The 2,478-nt window shown below is 67.9% G+C and carries 4 protein-coding genes; all 4 read left to right on the forward strand.

From position 1 onward, the window contains the following. Positions 1-276: 276 nt before the first annotated feature. The 4 genes from MKL01_RS18750 (at position 277) to MKL01_RS18765 (ending at position 1,934) form a co-directional block, all read left to right on the forward strand. Entirely contained in the window at positions 277-576 is a 300-nt protein-coding gene (locus tag MKL01_RS18750; protein WP_243906722.1) for a hypothetical protein, read from the forward strand. Positions 577-1,036: 460 nt separating this feature from the next. Further along, positions 1,037-1,456 (forward strand): DUF5681 domain-containing protein, encoded by a 420-nt coding sequence (locus tag MKL01_RS18755; RefSeq protein ID WP_243906723.1) that lies wholly within the window; start codon positions 1,037-1,039, stop codon positions 1,454-1,456. After that, a complete protein-coding gene (locus tag MKL01_RS18760; protein ID WP_243906724.1) occupies positions 1,453-1,671 on the forward strand; it encodes a hypothetical protein in 219 nt (72 codons plus the stop codon). The genes MKL01_RS18755 and MKL01_RS18760 overlap by 4 nt, the downstream gene beginning before the upstream one ends. Beyond that, entirely contained in the window at positions 1,668-1,934 is a 267-nt protein-coding gene (locus MKL01_RS18765; RefSeq protein WP_243906725.1) for a synembryn, read from the forward strand. Before MKL01_RS18760 ends, MKL01_RS18765 begins: the two co-directional genes overlap by 4 nt. The last annotated feature ends 544 nt before the right edge of the window (positions 1,935-2,478 follow it).

Consider the following 2,478-nt stretch of genomic DNA (forward strand, 5'->3'; position numbering starts at 1 on the left):
TGTAGCACCGCCACAATGTTCTGGATGAGCGGATCGCCCGGGTCAGCCGGCAGGCTCAAGATCGCGGCGACGATCAGCCAGAAGCCGACTGCGGCCAGAGCGGAGGCGGCTGCCAGGGCGGCAATGCCGATGAACTCGTGCGGCTCCATAGCTACGGGTGTGCCCGGCATTCGTGAATTTGCACCCTGTCTTTCTGCGGTCCGCGTCGTCACCGATCGCCGGCACGTCCTGGCAAGCTACGCCGCCCTGAACCGTCCCGCAGCCTGAGGAGCTACCATGCCCCGCAAGCCCGACCCCGACCGCCTTCCCCACCCTGGCCGCACGTCGGCCGAGCGCCGCGCCCTCAACCGGGTCGGCTGCGGCGAGCCCCCGGCCTGTTCCCCGAAGACCCTGCGCCGCTTGCTCGATAATGGGCTGATCGTAGATGTCGGCACCGAGACCCGCCGCGACGCGCTCGGATCCTACCGGGTGCCGGCCTACGCCATGCCGATCCCGGTTCACTTCGCCTGGTGCTCGGCTGTCGCCGCCACCGATGCCGAGATGGCCGCCTTCGAGGCCGAGCTGGAGGAGCTGTGATGACCGCCTCGCGCACGCGCGAGCGCCCAAGTGGGCAAAGTTGGCATCTTTCGGCCGTCACAAGCCTCGAAGCCGCCGCCGACGCCCTGCTGCGTGTCATCGTGGCGGGTGAGCGGGAACACAGTGCGGCCGCCAACCCCGATTGGTCGAAGGGACGGCCGTGGGTCGTTACCTTGGCACTGCCCTCGGACGATGCCCTCGACGTGCCAGGCCTCGCCGTGGATCCGGTCGGGACCGCATGCCGCGCCGAGCTGCGCCGGATAGGTCACGCCCTGCACAGCGCTGGAGGTGGAGATCGCCGAGATGGACCCGACGCACGCGGGCTGGCGCGTGATCGTCCTGGAGATGGCGTGGCACGGGATCGGGGGTTCACAGTCGTGAAACCTCTTGGTCGGTGCTATCTATCGGTATCCTGTATTCATCCTGTAGTCTACAGGACCGCCCACTAGGGGTGCCCGTGATGCCCAAGGAAGAAACTCAGTTCGAGCCCGGTCAGTCCGGCAACCCCGCCGGCCGCCCCCGCGGCTCCCGCAACCGCTCCACGCTGGCCCTGGAGGCGATCTTCGAGGGCGAGGCGGAAGCCCTATCCCGCAAGGCCATCGAGCAGGCGCTGGCCGGCGATGGCGGCGCGATGAAGCTGTGCCTGGACCGCCTGCTTTCGCCCCGCCGGGACCGGTCGATCACCTTCGATCTGCCGACGATCGAGACGGCCGACGACCTGCCGAAGGCGACCGCTGCTCTCCTGCGGGCCGTGTCGTCGGGCGAGATCACGCCGTCTGAGGCGGCCGACATCGGCAAGGCGGTCTCGGCCCACATCGACGCCATCACGGCGGCAGACCTGAGCCGTCGCCTCGCCGAGATTGAAGGGATCCGCCGATGAAGCTGCACGACATCAAGAGCCGCATCGTCCGGCTGGAGCTGCTGAACCCGAACCTCAAGCCCGGCCCGCACCGCTACACAGATGAGGAGTTGGACGGCCTGATCGCTGTCCTCCGGCAGGCCGAGGCGGGCGAGCCGGTCGACCCCGAGCGCGACGCTTGGGCGGCCGCACTGCTGGCTCGCGAGGGGTTCATCCCCGGGGAGGCGTGGTCGTGAGGCTGAAGGAGATCGAGGCGCGCGTCGTCAAGCTGGAGGCGTCACGGAAGGCCGACCCCTTCGCCGGTATGTCGGAAGAGGAGATCGAGGCCGAAGCCAAGCGCCTCCTCGACTGCCTCATAGGCGAGAGCGGCAGCTTTGCGTCCGTGGTCGCCGAGATGGCGGCTTCCGACGAACCCGACATCCGCGATGGAGCGCGAGCGACAGTGGCGTGGTTTGGCGACCGCTACGGTTATTCGATGCGGCACAAGGCGGCGCAGTGACGTGACACAGCCCTTACCTACCCCTCACCTTGAGATCGAGCGCGTCGATGGTCCAGGCGACCCTTGGACCTGGTCGATCTACGACGGTTGGGACGGACCGCTCCTTCAGACCTCGGAGCACCGCTACCCGACTGCCGACGCCGCCAAGCGCGCAGGTGACAAGGCCGTCCTGACCATCCGGACGCGCTTGCCGCCCGATGCCGGAGGTGGCGACCTGTAGGCTTAGAGGACCACTGTTTCGAGGTCACCGCTACGGCGAGCGCCGCCTGCGCACGATGCAGCCGCAGCGCGGGTCGGCCGGGACGCAGTGAGGACGACTGCCGCACTTCATCAGCTTGTTTGGGACTACGACGCGATGCGGAAGGATGCTCCGGCACCCTGGGAGTGACCGCAGCGCCTCCAGACAGAGCGCCGTAATCGGAACTTGGCCATGTGCGCGGAACTTCACCTGAGGGAACCGCGCAGAAGAGCCGGAGAAGGACCTACCTGCGCTACGCGGCGCACATTTAGCAGCCCGCACGGGACGCTCAGACGACCATCTACC

Origin of the sequence: Methylobacterium sp. J-070, assembly GCF_022829385.1 — a bacterium.
Taxonomy (GTDB): domain Bacteria; phylum Pseudomonadota; class Alphaproteobacteria; order Rhizobiales; family Beijerinckiaceae; genus Methylobacterium.

Excerpts from the sequence above, each read along its gene's own strand:
- MKL01_RS18755 (WP_243906723.1), top strand. The coding sequence starts at position 1,037 with ATGCCCAAGGAAGAAACTCAGTTCGAGCCCGGTCAGTCCGGCAACCCC.
- MKL01_RS18760 (WP_243906724.1), top strand. The coding sequence starts at position 1,453 with ATGAAGCTGCACGACATCAAGAGCCGCATCGTCCGGCTGGAGCTGCTG.
- MKL01_RS18750 (WP_243906722.1), top strand. The coding sequence starts at position 277 with ATGCCCCGCAAGCCCGACCCCGACCGCCTTCCCCACCCTGGCCGCACG.